The organism is Proteus vulgaris, from assembly GCF_016239305.1.
Taxonomy (GTDB): Bacteria; Pseudomonadota; Gammaproteobacteria; order Enterobacterales; family Enterobacteriaceae; genus Proteus; species Proteus vulgaris_C.
In genome coordinates, this window is sequence record NZ_JAEHOQ010000002.1 from 154,299 (window position 1) to 168,543 (window position 14,245).

A 14,245-nucleotide genomic window follows, 5' to 3' on the forward strand; every position below is an offset into this window, starting at 1 on the left:
ATAATAAATCGCCAGCCTCTAATACAACGATGAAAGATTATTTATTCAAGTTAATCTGTTCAAAAACAGGTTTATTCATATTTTTAAATTGTGAAAGAGAATATTCGGTATAGTTAATATCGTTATAGCCTCTTATTTTCATTACACCATTCGTTAAATCAGATAACGTTGTCCAAACAGTGTATTCCGTTTGCAGTTGATTACTGTCGCTTTGACTTTCTCCCATGACATCAGCCGTGATATTCTTTGTTCTATCAAAGCGATTCATAATGTGCGCTAGGGTGTTCATCGCTTCAGGTGTCGATTCGGCTTTCGGTGCATAGGTTGAAAAATAAACAGCGCGGATAAAACGGCCGACAGACGTATCTGATGAAGGTAATTGAGATGTTGCAATGCCACTATCAGGCTGTACCACATTGATATTTGCTAATTTACCTGAAGATTTATCAATATTAGTTAATTGGCTATAATTATTAAGGTTAGTTAAATGCCAAGGGAAGTCTGGACCATTTGTCATTACACGGGTTGGATTTTGATAAACATGTAATTTACCGTTTGTGGCTTCAACGACAATACTGCCACCTTTTTTATCATAGAAGGCATAGTGTAAAGGTGATTTTAAATTGCCAAAGTTTTTTAATACAGGAGCCCAAAAATAGCCTGACTCAACTGCTTTTTGTACTTCTTCGACCGTTGAGAAATTAGCTAATGCCCATTCACCTATCGAAGTGACGGGAATGGCTTTATCATAATCCTTTTTATCAAGCGGTGATAATTCAGCTTCTGTTATCATATTGGCGCTAAATGATAAACCCGCGCTATTTAAACCTTGTAATAAGTTATGATCATCACCATCAAAAAAGATATCTGTTGTAACGGCTAATATGTCATATTTATTGCTATAACTTAGGCCATTCTCACCATTAGGGGCTTTTTTTGTGAATTGTGTATTTTTAGGATAAAAAGCAACCCATGAAGGCAAATCTGCCGTCAGTTCAAGGGTTCTACCTTGATAAACGTTATTATTTTTATCAAGTATAGCCAAACTAGAGCAGGCTTCACTCGCCATTGAAACAGCGAGTAATGAGGATAATAAACCAACTAATATTTTATTGCGTTTCATTATGAATTCCTTAATTAAAAAACTCCTTTAAATTTAGTTCAAATAAAAAAGACGGCAACTATTTGGTAATTAAATAGCAAATATTTTTAGAACATTGGAGATTTTGTGATACTTGAGATTGTTAGAATATTATTGCACTACAGTTTGCATTTTTTGGCACCTATTTTATTAGGCTACCTTTTTTGGCGTAAGCATTGGAAGATAGCCTCACTGCTTATGATAGGTACAATGGTCATTGATATTGACCATTTGTTAGCAACACCTATTTTTGATCCCAACCGTTGTAGCGTCGGTTTTCATCCATTACATACCGTTTGGTCCGCCTTGGTTTACTTAGGTATATGGTTTTTACCCTCATGGAAATTAAAAGCCATTGCGGTAGGATGTTTATTTCATTTATTTACCGACTCGGTTGATTGCTATTTTGGTGGATTAAAGCCTAACCTAACAATTACGATGAGTTGTGATAAAAACGACTTTATGTCTGATCTCAATAATGGTTTTATTAGTCAAAAATAGAAGGGGAGGTTAAATCTCCTTTTATTTTTTATTTAGATTGCTTAGTAAATTTTATTAATACACCACCAATAATCAATAAAATACCTATTATTTGTAATAGTAGACTATTGCTTTCAACACCACTGAATATATCAATAATCAGACTTGAGATCATTTGTCCGCAGATAGCTAAAACAGACGTTAACATAACACCCATTAGCGGTAAAACATAACTATTAATTACAACGAAAAAAGCGCCAATAATACCACCAGCAAAAGCAATTAAGGGGATCGTAGATAACTCAATATAGCGATAATCTTTTATCCATAAAACAAAGATAGTTAAAAATATAAAGCCAATTAAGTGGTTGATTAAAGAACTATAAAAAGCATTACTATTTTGTGCTAACTTACCATTTAAAGTACGACTTGTTACAATGCAGGCACCATTAAATAATGCAATAAAAATAAAAATACTCATAAGTTATCTACCTATAATTAATAATGCACTACCAGAAATAAGTAAAAAGCACATAAATAAATCGCGTAGAGTGATTTTTCTTTTTTCAACCCCAAACCATCCCATTGCATCAACAATAACGCTAAAAAGAATCTGCCCTGTTATCATTAAAATAATACTACCTGAAAGCGATAATGGACTATTTACTGTAATTGCAGCTAATAACACCGTAAAAGCCCCAGGAATTCCTCCCAAATACCATAGAATTTTTATCTTATTATTATTTTTCTTGTTCTGTTGATTCTTTCTTAGAGATAAAATATATATAATTAAAGAGAAAAGAGTTCCTATACCGTGTGTTATCCATGATGCGGTTAATGGTGTTGTAAAACTGGCTAAGTAACTATTACTCATAATCATTAATGAAAGTAAAACGCCAGAAAAGACCGCAACAAGAGAGAGAATATACTTGTTATTCATAACATTAAGTCTATATAAATGATTTTTTGTGTGGACTTAAAATATTCCTTTTTGAGAATACTGGCAAGAAAACACACTGTTTACTCTAGGTTGACAATATGAATGATATGAACGTTTTTCCCATTCTGATTGCTGTGGCTGAGCATTTGAGTATTACCAAAGCTGCCAAAACATTGAATATAACAAAATCCGCAGTCAGTAAGGCTATCCAAGGTGTAGAAGAGAAGTTAGGTATACGCTTATTTCATAGAACGACAAGAAGTGTCAGCTTAACTGAAGAGGGTATTGTCTATATTGGCTATATTCGAGAGTCTTATAAATTAGCTGTAATGGCCGAAGAGGCTATTTCACAATTTAGCGATAAAGCTAAAGGCAACATTAAAATTTCAGCGCCCATGTCATTTGGTACGTTACACCTTGCTAAAATAATGCCTTTATTTATACAGAAGTACCCAGAACTTGATGTACAACTTTTATTTGATGATAAAGTTACAGACTTAGTTGCAGAAGGGTACGACCTTGCAATTAGAATTGGTGAATTACCCGATTCCTCATTAATAGCGCGTCAATTATCACCTTGTCATAGCCAACTTTACGCTTCTTCAGAATATCTTGATAAATATGGTAAACCCATGCAAGTTTCTGAGCTAAAAAATCACAATTGCTTATCGTATTCATTATATCAAGCTGGCATGGAGTGGATTTTTTATCAAAGAGGTAAAAAATATAGCCATATTCCTAAAGGTAGTTATCGTGCCAATAACAGTGAAGCATTATTACAAGCCGTTTTACAAGGAATAGGTATTGCTTTACTCCCTCATTTTATTACTCAAACAGCCTTATCAAATACAGATAAAAAACTTATTCCTATATTGACGGACTTCGATTTACCTGAGCACTTTATTTATGCAGTTTATCCTGACAAAAAAAATCTTCCTCGCAAGATAACGCTATTTGTTGATTTTTTAAAAGAACAATTCGGTGTTAATAGCGATTACCAACGCAATATTGAAAGAAAATGATCACAATAAACGGTTATCATCCCCGAAAAAGCCACCTGCTAACCACTGCGTTAAGGTTTTAGCATTAACTTGATTCGCCTGTAGCTTTTCAATCGCAAAATATTCAGGAAATGAGGCATCTGATTCTTCATATTCTTTTTCAAGTTGTTCTAATTTAGAGAGTGCATTTTCATAGTTATCAAAAATAGCTTCAATATCACGATAGATCTGACCAAAACCTTCACTAAAACGTGAAATAATATAATAAAAATCTGAAAGGGGAATTTCACAACGATAATTTTTCAATATAATTTCGTCTACCTCAATCCATCTATTGTTTTCTGCTAATATTTTAATTTTATTATCATCATATTGATTTTCTTTAATAAAAGTATTTTTTGCTTCTTGTGCTATTTCTTTATTATCAAAAGCTCCCAGAACAAAATCAGGGCCTTCATAACCAGATATACCAATAATGCATAAATAAATCATCTTCATATTTTTGTTCCTTCTAGGGAAAAGTATAATTATTTTATAACCGTCTTAATTTTATTAAAAATATTATAAGCCACTAATGCACTAAATTACTTGTCTCATTGGCGCTCTTTTTGACTTTATAATCTGGTGGTAATTGCAAAAGTCTTGATGTAGAGTGCTCAGTCTTTTTTTTAATGAAGTCTATTGGGGAGGCTGAATGTTTATAGGCTTTGATTATGGAACATCGAATTGTTCTGTTGCAATCATGAAAGAGGGAAAACCGACTCTTTTGCCTTTAGAAGGTAACGATGTGTATATTCCATCAACCCTTTGTGCGCCAACCCGCGAGTCTGTTTCTGAACACTTATTTCGGCATTTAAATATTAAACCTTCTAGTGAAGTTGGTGAACAATTACTAAGAAAATCCATTGCATTCAATCGAGAAGAAGATATTGAATTAGTACCTGAAGATATTCTTTTCGGACAATCTGCACTAAGTTTATATCTACGTGATCCTCGTGATGTCTATTACGTTAAATCACCTAAATCCTTTTTAGGGGCTTCTGGCTTACATGATATACAAATTAGCTTCTTCGAAGATTTAGTGTGCGCCATGATGGCGAATATTAAACACCAAGCAGAAAAAAGCACACAAGAAGCAATTACAAGTACCGTTATTGGCAAACCAATTAACTTTAATGGGCTAGGTGGTGAAACTTCAAATAAACAAGCAGAAAGTATTCTTATCCGCGCAGCGAAAAGAGCTGGCTTTAAGAATATTATGTTTGAATTTGAACCCGTGGCGGCTGGGCTTGAATATGAATCAACCTTAAATAAAGACCAAACAGTGCTGGTTGTTGATATTGGCGGTGGTACAACTGACTGTTCATTAATTCAGATGGGCCCCAGCTACCGAGGTAAAACTGATCGTTCAAACACCTTACTTGCCCATAGTGGACAACGTGTTGGTGGTAATGATCTTGATATTTATCTTGCTTTTAAACAACTTATGCCTTTATTCGGTATGACAGGATTAACGTCTTCTGGTATTAAATTACCGCTGAAACAATTCTGGGATCCCATCGCGATTAATAATGTCGAAGCGCAAAAAGATTTTTATTCTCGTCAAAACTTGGCCGCATTAAATCAGCTTAGACGAGATGCAAAAGAGCCTGAAAAAATAGCTCGTCTAATCGAAGTGTATAATGAAACACTGGGTTATAGCATTGTTCGACGTGCTGAAGAGGCTAAAATTGCCTTATCAGATTCTCCTGAATATATGGCTAATATCGCCTTATTAAGTGAAACATTAGAATGCACCATTAAGCGTGAACAAATGGTAGAATCGATTGAATCTCCTAAAAGTAAAATGATTGAATTAGTTAATGACGCTGTTCAACAAGGGGGAATAAAACCGGATGCAATCTTTATGACAGGTGGCTCAGCACGTTCACCGATTTTATGCCAAGCAATAGAGCAACAATTACCTAATATTCCTATTGTGAAAGGGAATGATTTTGGATCGGTTACCGCAGGATTAGCCCGCTGGGGTGAGGTTTGCTTTAAATAACTTACTTTTTCAATATATTAAAACGCTTTACATTTAATTGGTGTATTGATTAGATGTGGGGCGTTTTTATTTATAAAAACACAGTAAAAAAATACAACATTCAACAGGAGAACAACATGTACCGCTTCCAAAATGATTATAATGAAATTGCACATCCCGCGGTCATGAAGGCAATCACAGATACGGTGGGTCAACGCTATGATGGATATGGCATGGATAAGCTTTGTCATCAAGCTGCTCAATCAATAAAACAGCGTATTGCACAGCCTGATGCGGATATTCACTTTTTTAATGGTGGTACCATCACTAATTTAACTGCGATTTCTCATTTTTTACGTCCACACCAAGCTGTTATTTCTGTGAGTACTGGACATATCGCAACACATGAAACCGGCGCTATTGAGGCGACAGGGCATAAAGTCATCACCACATTTTCGACTGATGGTAAATTAACCCCCGCATTGTTAAAACCTATTCTCACTGAACATAACGATGAACATTGGGTTCAACCTAAGCTTGTTTATATTACAAATGCCACTGAAATTGGTACGGTTTATCGCAAAGCAGAACTACAAGCACTTCGTGATTTCTGTGACGAGCATCATTTGTGGTTGTACCTTGATGGTGCTCGTTTAGCCACAGGATTAATGTCAGTACAAAGTGATCTGACTATTGAAGATATCGCCAGCTTAACCGATGCTTTTTATATTGGTGGTACTAAAATTGGCGCAATGTCAGCTGAAACCTTAGTGATTTGTCATCCTACATTGAAAACTGACTTTCGTTTTAGCTTGAAACAAAAGGGTGGATTACAAGCAAAAGGCTGGTTATTAGGTGCGCAATTTGAAGCTTTATTTAAAGATGATCTCTATTTTAAATTAGGTAAACACCTTAATGAAATGGCATCACAATTAACTGAATTCTTTACTGCACAAGGTTTTGAATTTTTAGCACCGCCAGAATCTAACCAAGTTTTTGTTATTCTACCAAATACGATTGCAGAAAAATTAACTCAACAATTTGTTTTTCATCGTGTTTTACTTGAAGATCCTAATCTTAGTTGTTTACGTCTTTGTACTTCCTGGGCAACAACACAGCAAGATATTGATGGATTTAAAGTCGCATTTCTTCAATTAGTTTAATTTTTTATTTAAAGTTATTGTTTATGCATTACGCACTTATTCAGACGTAATGCATTTTTAATGTAATAAGAGGTTAATTACCCCAAATTTAAATATAATGATGGAGAGGTACTTTAATAATGTTATATTAATACCTCCTCACTCAACATAGGTAGGGTAATAGAATGAAGAAACTGACACTCCAAGAAATGACAGATGCCCAACAAATGCGAGTAAGAACCCGAATAGCTCAAGAGAAAAAGAAGTTCGGACGTGAATTAACTAATGCTGAAATGAACAGAACCAAAGATTCCATTATTACCGAAATCTCCCTCGAAGTTGAAAAAGCCACCAAAAAAGCACAAGCCCTCAAGAAAAAACAGAAATTAGCCCCTAGTGATGAAACTTATAGTTGGTCAGCCAAAAACCACCGTAGTGGCTATCGTTAATTTTTTGCCTTGCTAGTAAGCTCGATTACTAGCAAGGAATTACTTTAAAGATTGTATTTTCAATTAACTACTTTATTTTTTCTGTATCCATATCCAAATAAGAAAAAATAAAACCACTCTTTATTGAGTGGCTTTAGGTATTTCCCTGAAATTGACGCGATATTGCTATATTTCCATTGTATTAATTAATGAATATAGCTTTTTAAAAGCATGATATTTTTTTTCGTATGTTTTATGTTTTTCTAAATTGGGTGTATGACGTTTTTCAAGCTTAGGTTGAGAAAGAATAACTTGTGATGAATGAGCAGGGTTTACTGCTAATTGTGCAAGTCTTGCTGCACCAAGCGCAGGGCCAACATCACCACCTTGACGATAATCGAGATCTTTTCCTGTAATATCTGCAAGCAGTTGTCGCCAATATTCACTTTTGGCACCACCGCCAATTAACGTAATGTTATTGGCTAATTGTCCGGCATTATCAGCAACTTCAATCCCTTGTCGTAATGCAAAACTCACACCTTCAAGAACAGCTTGGCATAAATCAGCCCGTTGATGTTCATGGGTTAATCCCCAAAATACGCCTTTGGCATTAGGGTTGTTATAAGGTGTTCGTTCACCTGAAAGATAAGGTAAAAAGAGTAGAGGGCTATCAGCAAAAGTGGCGTGTTCAATTTCTTCAAACATCGCACTCACACTCTCAATTCCTGTCAATTGGCACACCCAATCAAGACATGATGCCGCACTTAACATCACTGACATTAAATGCCAAGTATTGGGTAAGGCGTGACAAAAACTATGTACTGCATTATCGCTATTTTGTAGAAACTGCTCACTTACCACAAAATAAACCCCAGAAGTACCTAAAGAGAGCATTGCTTGACCCGGTTGATAAACCCCAACACCGATTGCTCCCGCTGCATTATCACCGCCACCAGCAATAATAGGCACTTGTTTCATATGCCATTTTTTAGCCACATCAGCTAATAGATAACCTGTGATTTGGTCCCCTTCAAACAATGTTGGCATCTGCCGACGAGCTAATCCTGTTGCACCTAAAAGTTCATCACTCCAGTCACGCTTTTGCATATCCAACCAAAGCGTACCTGCAGCATCTGACATATCACTGGCAAAATTACCACTCATCTTCCAGCGCAAAAAATCTTTCGGTAATAAAACATGTGCAATACGTTGAAAAATATCGGGTTCATTTTCAGCAACCCACTGCAATTTAGGTGCCGTAAATCCTGGCATCACTAAATTACCGGTGATTTTTTTAAACTGGGGAAATTGTGTTTCAAGTGCTTGGCACTGTTTAAAACTACGCCCGTCGTTCCATAATATGGCAGGGCGTAAAACCATTTGTTGAGCATCAAGTAAAACGGCACCATGCATTTGCCCACTTAGCCCAATTGCCTCTATTTGTTCCATCGGATAATGATGTCCAAGCTGGAGAATAGCTTCTTCCGTTGCTTGCCACCATTGTAGTGGATCTTGTTCTGACCATTGAGGGTAAGGGCGCGATATTGCTAAAGAAACCGAATGGCTGGCGACAACGTCACCTTGTTCATTCATAACAATCGCTTTAACGCTTGATGTGCCTAAATCTAGCCCTAAATACATGAAATTACCTCATGATGCTGTCTTTTATCAATAAACACAGCGGAAAACCGCTGTGTTATTACATATATGCAATTAACCAAAAATATAGCGATTGACTAAGCTTTCTAGCATTTCCTGACGTCCACTTTGTAACTGTGGCGCTAAGGTATTGCTTTGTGCATATTTTGCCACATCTTCAAGACTTAATTTACCTTGTAGGATATTTTGGCCAAATTCAGCACTCCAACCTGAATAGCGCTGTGCCGTGAATTTATCAAGACCACCACCTTGGATCATTCTTGCCGCAATACGTAATGCCATTGCCATTGTGTCCATTCCTGAAATATGTCCGTAAAATAGATCATATTTATCATTACTTTGGCGACGAACTTTAGCATCAAAGTTTAACCCACCAGTAGTAAAGCCACCTGATTTAAGAATTTCATACATGACTAGTGCATTTTCTTCTACACTATTTGGGAATTGATCAGTATCCCAACCTAATTGAGGATCACCACGGTTAGCATCAACAGAGCCTAAAATGCCTAACGCAATCGCAGTAGCAATTTCATGATGGAAGCTATGCCCTGCTAATGTCGCGTGGTTTGCTTCAATGTTTACTTTCACTTCTTTTTCAAGACCAAACTGTTTTAAGAAGCCATAAACAGTTGCAGTGTCATAATCATATTGATGTTTTGTTGGCTCTTGAGGTTTTGGCTCAATCAGTAATGTGCCTTGGAAACCAATTTTGTGTTTATGCTCGACCACCATCTGCATGAAGCGACCAATTTGCTCTCTTTCTTGGCGTAAATCGGTATTTAGCAGGGTTTCATAACCTTCGCGCCCGCCCCATAACACATAGTTTTCGCCACCCAGTGCTTTTGTCGCTTTCATCGCTTCACACACTTGTGTTGCGGCCCATGCAAAAACATCAGGATCAGGATTCGTTGCTGCGCCCGCACCATAACGAGGATTAGTAAAACAATTTGCTGTTCCCCATAACAGTTTAACGTTAGTTTCTTCTTGTTTTTTCGCTAATACGTCGGTGATTGCCGCCATGTTAGAAATATATTCATTAATGCTATTACCTTCAGAAATAACATCAACATCATGAAAACAATAGAAAGGAACATTGAGCTTATGAAAGAACTCAAAGGCTACATCGGCTTTACGCTTAGCTTGTTCTAAAGCTTCACCGGGTGTTTGCCACGGTCTATCAAAAGTACCGATACCGAACATATCAGAACCATTCCAACAGAAGTTATGCCAATAACAAGCAGCAAATCTTAGGTGATCTTCCATTCGTTTACCTAAAATAATCTCATTAGGATCATAGTAACGAAACGCTAATGGGTTATCACTTGTTGTGCCTTCATATTGAATTTGTTCAATTTTATCAAAGTAAGACATGGAACCGTCCTTATTTAGTATCAAGTTGTAATTCTGAATGTGATCCAAGCTCAGCAGTCATTTCTTCCTGCTCTTCTGGTGTTAATTTGGCAATGCCAAAGCCCGTAAAACCCCACAGCATGGCGAAAAATATGCCACTCCAGCACAATACAGCCCAAGGTAAGTAACTTAAGGTTGCAACACCTAACGTACCCGCCATATAAGCACCTGCGGCAGTCCACGGTAAAATAGGTTCAAAGATAGTGGCGGAGTCTTCTACAGTACGCGCCAGATTTTTAGGATGTAAGCCTCGTTCAATATAGGCACCACGTAACATTTCGATAGGAATAAGGATTGAGATTTGTCCATTACAGGTCACACCAATCATGGTGAGTCCACAAGCAATGGTGGCTAAGATCATTGAACCTGTTGAGTGCACCATTTTTAATAATGCGTGGACAATCACTTCTAATGCGCCACTTAATGATAAAGTACCAGCAAAAGAGAGGGCGCAGAAACAGATAAGCAGTGTACTCATCATGGAGTTCATGCCACCGCGATTTAGTAAATTACCTAATAATTCAGGAACTTCTTTACCTTGGATCATCGAGACATTAAAGCCATCAACTGCACTTTTTACGATGTCATGTAAACCAAAACCTTGAATAAGATAAGCGTTAAGCATTGCAATTGCGGCAGAAGCTAACATCACTGGGATAGTAGGTTTTTTCGTGACTGAACCATATAAAATCACTAATACTGGAATAAGAAGAATAAGATTGAAGTTATAAACATTCTCAAGACCATTTGTAATTAATGTCACTTTTTCTGGCACGCCTTGACCCGCTAAATCGCCATTCATGCCATAAACAGTCATCACAATCGCCGTTAAAATCAGCGAAGGCAGAGTAGTATAAAGTAAGTGCCAAATATGTTGATATAGGTCGATCCTCGCTGCCATTGCGGCAAGGTTAGTATCACCTGATAATGGTGAAAGCTTGTCACCAAAATAAGCCCCTGCAACCACCGCACCTGCTGTTGCTGCAAGGTTTGCCTCCATACCCACTGCAACGCCCATAAAAGCGACACCAATGGTTCCCGCAGAGCCCCATGACGTTCCCGTACATACGGACACCAATGACGTGACCAATAATGCTGTAACATATAGCATTTCTGGGCTGATCATTTTCAAGCCGTAATAGATCATCAATGGAATAGTGCCACCAATCATCCATGTACCTATTAACAAGCCCACACTAATTAAAATCAACAATGCTGGCATGGTTTTAGCTATCTTTTGCGAAATAGCTGTTAAGATCTCGTCATAGCGATATCCCAACCGTTTTACTAACAGTGCAGCCACAACGGTCGAAAGCACCATTAAAGGTTCTGGTGGTAAATCAAAAGCGGCGTAGCCTCCTCCTAATAACACCACCATAGTGAGAATAGGAAAGAGTGATTCAAGAAGCGTAGGCGTTCTCGGGCTGTTTATCGTTTGCGTTTTCATTGTAATTTATTCCAAACTGGCGTGAGGTAAGGTACGAATAAGCCGAGTGAAAACGGTTTCTAATATTGAACGAGGTGTCGCGATATTAATGCGGAAAAAACCATCCCCAACCGCACCAAAACCGCGCCCCCAACTCATTTCCACTTCGGCTAATGAAACAAACCAATGTTTTAATTGTTCTTCGGTTAACTGCATTTTTTGGTAATTAATCCATAGCATGTAGGTGCCATGACTTTGTGTGATAACCCAATCGGGAAAGTAACGTTCACATTGTTCTTTTACCCAACGTCGGTTATCAGCAAGATACGTTTTTAATTCACCAAGCCATTGTTGGCCTTGTAAGGTATAGGCTTGTAAAAAAGCGGGAACAGAAAAATACCCTGGATTATGAATACCCGCGGCAATCAAGCACTGTTTAAATTTTTCACGATATTCAGGGTTAGCAATCACAATATTCGCTATCTCTAGCCCTGCTAAATTGAAGGTTTTAGCTGGTGACGTACAAATAAAAGAGTGCTGTTCTACATAGGTGTTTAAGGATGAAATAGGGTGATAGATAGCATTATCAAAGACAAAATCTGCGTGCACATCATCAGAAATAATAAAAACGTGATATTTTTGTGCAAGCTTCGCTATTTTTATTAAATCAGCTTGTTGCCATACCGTACCTGTCGGATTGTGTGGTGAAAGCAACATAAAACAGACAGATTGTTTAAACTTATTTTCTAGATCGTCAAAATCAATTTCATAGTAGCCGTCACGATAAATTAACGGACTTTCTAATAACTCACGGTTATTTACACAAACAGCATTACTAATAGGGTGATAAGCCGGAGACAGTGTTGTAACTTTATCGCCTATTTGTGTGAAATTCTGGATATAAAGTGAAACGGCTTGTATAACACGAGGACAAAATACAATCGTCTCAGGGGCAACAGCCCATTGATATTGGCTTTTAAACCAATTAGTAGCAACGTTATTCCAATCATGGCTAAGATCGGTATAACCATAAATTCCCTTGTGATTAAATTCAGCAAGTTTGTTTGTAATGAAATCAGGCGCAGCAATTTCCATATCTGCAACAGATAATGGAATAACATTGGCGTTACTATTACACCATTTTGCGCTATAGGTATTTTGCCTAGAAATTAATTTATTAAAGTTATTCTGATACATGAAAAATCTCCTCGGCAATCGTGTTTAAAAACAAAATACTCGTTGTTCTTAACATTGGTTATTCCTATTTTTTACTTTGCTATTACGAAATTTGGCTTGTGTGATAGTAATCACATAGCGATGAAAGCAAGTTCTTACAAATCTAAAGCTATGGTTTAATGCCAACCTTGGGGAATAGGTAAACGAAAATGAAAAAAGATACATACTTTCGTATTGTGCTGTTATTCAATGCTAATAAAGTGTATGACCGCCAAGTAGTTGAGGGGGTTGGAGAATATCTTCAGGCATCACAGTGCCATTGGGATGTCTTTATTGAAGAAGATTTCCGTACTCGACTGGATAATATTAATCACTGGGTTTGTGACGGCATTATTGCAGATTTTGACGATCCCATTATTGCTAAGCATTTAAGCCAATCATCGTTAGCAGTTATTGGTGTAGGTGGCTCTTATCATCAAGAAGAAAATTATCCTCCTGTACCTTATATCGCCACTGATAATTATGAATTAGTTCAACAAGCCTTTTTGCATTTAAAACAGAAAGGACTTAAGCATTTTGCTTTTTATGGTTTGCCCGCGAAAGATCACCCCCACTGGTCTAATGAACGAGAGCACGCCTTTCGCCAATTAGTTACCAGTGAAAAATATCCAGGTATTGTTTATAACGGTATGGATATTACACAAGAAAATTGGCAACACGCGCAAAATCGTTTATCTGATTGGATACAAACTTTACCGCCACAAACAGGGATTATTGCTGTCACCGATGCAAGAGCGCGTCATTTATTACAAGTTTGCGACAATTTAAATATTAATGTGCCTGAAGAAATAAGCATTATCGGAATTGATGATGAGGATATGACGCGCTATTTATCTCGTATTGCATTATCTTCTGTTGTGCAAGGTTCACGACAAATGGGATATTTAGCGGCAAAGTTATTACATCAAACGCTGGAAGGATACGTAATAGATAAACAGCAAAGAATATTAGTTCCTCCTGTTAAAATCGTTGAACGGCGCTCAACTGATTTTCACTCATTTAACGATCCCACTGTTGTACAAGCTATGCATTATATTTATTACAATGCCTGTAAAGGCATAAAAACAGAACAAGTCTTAGATGCTGTTAATATGTCGCGTTCTAATTTAGAACAACGGTTTAAAAAGGAAATTGGCAAGACAATTCATACTGTTATTTATGAAGAGAAACTCAAACGAGCTCAAAATTTATTAGCCACAACAACGCTTGCAATCCAAGAAATTTCCGTGATGTGTGGCTATCCGTCATTGCAATACTTTTACTCTATCTTTAAAAAAGAATTTGGTATGACGCCGAAAGAGTTTAGGGATGAGTGATAATAATGTTCTCGGTATTATTTTATCGATTTATTGCATT

General features: G+C 37.0%; 14 protein-coding genes. 6 read left to right on the top strand and 8 right to left on the bottom strand.

Features of this window, described 5'->3' with window-relative positions:
• Positions 1–37: 37 nt before the first annotated feature.
• Positions 38–1,126, bottom strand: a complete 1,089-nt coding sequence (locus JEP40_RS02200) for a linear amide C-N hydrolase (protein WP_332873030.1) — start codon at positions 1,124–1,126, stop codon at positions 38–40.
• A 102-nt stretch (positions 1,127–1,228) separates the two neighbouring features.
• On the opposite strand from JEP40_RS02200, the gene JEP40_RS02205 reads away from it, so the two are divergent.
• On the top strand, positions 1,229–1,642 hold the full coding sequence (locus tag JEP40_RS02205) for a DUF6122 family protein (protein WP_198622259.1): 414 nt from the start codon (positions 1,229–1,231) through the stop codon (positions 1,640–1,642).
• 28 nt (positions 1,643–1,670) lie between these two features.
• Here JEP40_RS02205 and JEP40_RS02210 read toward each other — a convergent pair whose 3' ends face one another.
• A complete protein-coding gene (locus JEP40_RS02210) occupies positions 1,671–2,102 on the bottom strand; it encodes a DMT family transporter (protein WP_198622260.1) in 432 nt (143 codons plus the stop codon).
• A 3-nt stretch (positions 2,103–2,105) separates the two neighbouring features.
• Complete coding sequence (locus JEP40_RS02215; RefSeq protein WP_198622261.1) at positions 2,106–2,561, bottom strand: DMT family transporter; 456 nt, start codon at positions 2,559–2,561, stop codon at positions 2,106–2,108.
• A gap of 98 nt (positions 2,562–2,659) precedes the next feature.
• On the opposite strand from JEP40_RS02215, the gene JEP40_RS02220 reads away from it, so the two are divergent.
• Positions 2,660–3,583, top strand: a complete 924-nt coding sequence (locus JEP40_RS02220) for a LysR family transcriptional regulator (protein ID WP_198622262.1) — start codon at positions 2,660–2,662, stop codon at positions 3,581–3,583.
• On the opposite strand, the gene JEP40_RS02225 is transcribed toward JEP40_RS02220, so the two are convergent.
• Positions 3,584–4,060 carry a hypothetical protein gene (locus JEP40_RS02225; protein WP_198622263.1) on the bottom strand — a complete coding sequence of 159 codons (477 nt, stop codon included), beginning with the start codon at positions 4,058–4,060 and terminating at the stop codon, positions 3,584–3,586.
• Between the two features lie 196 nt (positions 4,061–4,256).
• Between JEP40_RS02225 and yegD the strand changes: the two genes are divergently transcribed.
• The 3 genes from yegD to JEP40_RS02240 all read left to right on the top strand — a co-directional run bounded on the left by yegD (position 4,257) and on the right by JEP40_RS02240 (position 7,179).
• The gene (gene yegD, locus JEP40_RS02230; protein WP_198622264.1) at positions 4,257–5,609 is read left to right on the top strand and encodes a molecular chaperone; all 1,353 of its coding nucleotides are present in this window, start codon (positions 4,257–4,259) and stop codon (positions 5,607–5,609) included.
• 116 nt (positions 5,610–5,725) lie between these two features.
• The gene (locus JEP40_RS02235; protein WP_198622265.1) at positions 5,726–6,751 is read left to right on the top strand and encodes a threonine aldolase family protein; all 1,026 of its coding nucleotides are present in this window, start codon (positions 5,726–5,728) and stop codon (positions 6,749–6,751) included.
• 164 nt (positions 6,752–6,915) lie between these two features.
• The gene (locus JEP40_RS02240; protein WP_069369172.1) at positions 6,916–7,179 is read left to right on the top strand and encodes a DUF3811 domain-containing protein; all 264 of its coding nucleotides are present in this window, start codon (positions 6,916–6,918) and stop codon (positions 7,177–7,179) included.
• Positions 7,180–7,344: 165 nt separating this feature from the next.
• On the opposite strand, the gene xylB is transcribed toward JEP40_RS02240, so the two are convergent.
• The 4 genes from xylB to JEP40_RS02260 form a co-directional block, all read right to left on the bottom strand.
• Positions 7,345–8,799 carry a xylulokinase gene (gene xylB / locus JEP40_RS02245; RefSeq protein ID WP_198622266.1) on the bottom strand — a complete coding sequence of 485 codons (1,455 nt, stop codon included), beginning with the start codon at positions 8,797–8,799 and terminating at the stop codon, positions 7,345–7,347.
• 72 nt (positions 8,800–8,871) lie between these two features.
• On the bottom strand, positions 8,872–10,188 hold the full coding sequence (gene xylA / locus JEP40_RS02250; protein WP_198622267.1) for a xylose isomerase: 1,317 nt from the start codon (positions 10,186–10,188) through the stop codon (positions 8,872–8,874).
• A gap of 10 nt (positions 10,189–10,198) precedes the next feature.
• Positions 10,199–11,674, bottom strand: a complete 1,476-nt coding sequence (gene nhaC / locus JEP40_RS02255; protein ID WP_109408257.1) for a Na+/H+ antiporter NhaC — start codon at positions 11,672–11,674, stop codon at positions 10,199–10,201.
• Positions 11,675–11,680: 6 nt separating this feature from the next.
• The gene (locus tag JEP40_RS02260; RefSeq protein WP_198622268.1) at positions 11,681–12,850 is read right to left on the bottom strand and encodes a MalY/PatB family protein; all 1,170 of its coding nucleotides are present in this window, start codon (positions 12,848–12,850) and stop codon (positions 11,681–11,683) included.
• Between the two features lie 188 nt (positions 12,851–13,038).
• On the opposite strand from JEP40_RS02260, the gene JEP40_RS02265 reads away from it, so the two are divergent.
• Positions 13,039–14,205 (top strand): XylR family transcriptional regulator, encoded by a 1,167-nt coding sequence (locus JEP40_RS02265; RefSeq protein WP_198622269.1) that lies wholly within the window; start codon positions 13,039–13,041, stop codon positions 14,203–14,205.
• Positions 14,206–14,245: the final 40 nt, after the last annotated feature.

Bases quoted from the DNA above. Each gene is read 5' to 3' on its own strand.
- JEP40_RS02265 (WP_198622269.1), top strand. From the start codon at position 13,039: ATGAAAAAAGATACATACTTTCGTATTGTGCTGTTATTCAATGCTAAT.
- JEP40_RS02220 (WP_198622262.1), top strand. From the start codon at position 2,660: ATGAATGATATGAACGTTTTTCCCATTCTGATTGCTGTGGCTGAGCAT.
- xylB (WP_198622266.1), bottom strand. From the start codon at position 8,799: ATGTATTTAGGGCTAGATTTAGGCACATCAAGCGTTAAAGCGATTGTT.
- JEP40_RS02240 (WP_069369172.1), top strand. From the start codon at position 6,916: ATGAAGAAACTGACACTCCAAGAAATGACAGATGCCCAACAAATGCGA.
- yegD (WP_198622264.1), top strand. From the start codon at position 4,257: ATGTTTATAGGCTTTGATTATGGAACATCGAATTGTTCTGTTGCAATC.
- JEP40_RS02210 (WP_198622260.1), bottom strand. From the start codon at position 2,102: ATGAGTATTTTTATTTTTATTGCATTATTTAATGGTGCCTGCATTGTA.
- JEP40_RS02215 (WP_198622261.1), bottom strand. From the start codon at position 2,561: ATGAATAACAAGTATATTCTCTCTCTTGTTGCGGTCTTTTCTGGCGTT.
- JEP40_RS02235 (WP_198622265.1), top strand. From the start codon at position 5,726: ATGTACCGCTTCCAAAATGATTATAATGAAATTGCACATCCCGCGGTC.
- JEP40_RS02225 (WP_198622263.1), bottom strand. From the start codon at position 4,060: ATGAAGATGATTTATTTATGCATTATTGGTATATCTGGTTATGAAGGC.
- nhaC (WP_109408257.1), bottom strand. From the start codon at position 11,674: ATGAAAACGCAAACGATAAACAGCCCGAGAACGCCTACGCTTCTTGAA.
- JEP40_RS02260 (WP_198622268.1), bottom strand. From the start codon at position 12,850: ATGTATCAGAATAACTTTAATAAATTAATTTCTAGGCAAAATACCTAT.
- xylA (WP_198622267.1), bottom strand. From the start codon at position 10,188: ATGTCTTACTTTGATAAAATTGAACAAATTCAATATGAAGGCACAACA.